1 protein-coding gene is annotated in these 465 nt (G+C 63.0%); it reads left to right on the forward strand.

Translation table 11 applies throughout. From position 1 onward, the window contains the following. A partial coding sequence (locus BEN48_RS17200; RefSeq protein ID WP_193408695.1) for a glutamine amidotransferase-related protein occupies positions 1–465 on the forward strand: 465 nt, incomplete at both ends.

Genomic DNA, 465 nt, shown 5'->3' on the forward strand with positions numbered 1-465 from the left:
CAAAACCAACATCATCCGCTGCTTCCTCGAGCGCGACGTGGAGCTGATTCGCGTGCCCTGGGACTACGATTTCACGACCCTGGACTACGACGGCCTGTTCCTGAGCAACGGCCCCGGCGACCCCAAAATGTGCGAGGCCACCATCCGGCACCTGCAAAAAGCCCTGGCCCAGGACAAGCCGATTTTCGGCATCTGCCTGGGCAGCCAGCTCATGGGCCTGGCGGCGGGCGGCGACACGTTCAAGCTCAAATACGGCCACCGCAGCCACAACCAGCCCGTGAAACTCACCGGCACGCAGCGCTGCTACATCACCAGCCAGAACCACGGCTTCGCGGTGGATACCGAAACGCTGCCCGCCGAGTGGCAGATGCTGTTCGAGAACCTGAACGATGGCACCTGCGAAGGCATCAAGCACACGTCCAAGCCGTTCTTCTCCACCCAGTTTCACCCCGAAGCCGCCGGCGG

It is taken from the genome of Hymenobacter glacialis (assembly GCF_001816165.1).
Lineage (GTDB): Bacteria > Bacteroidota > Bacteroidia > Cytophagales > Hymenobacteraceae > Hymenobacter > Hymenobacter glacialis.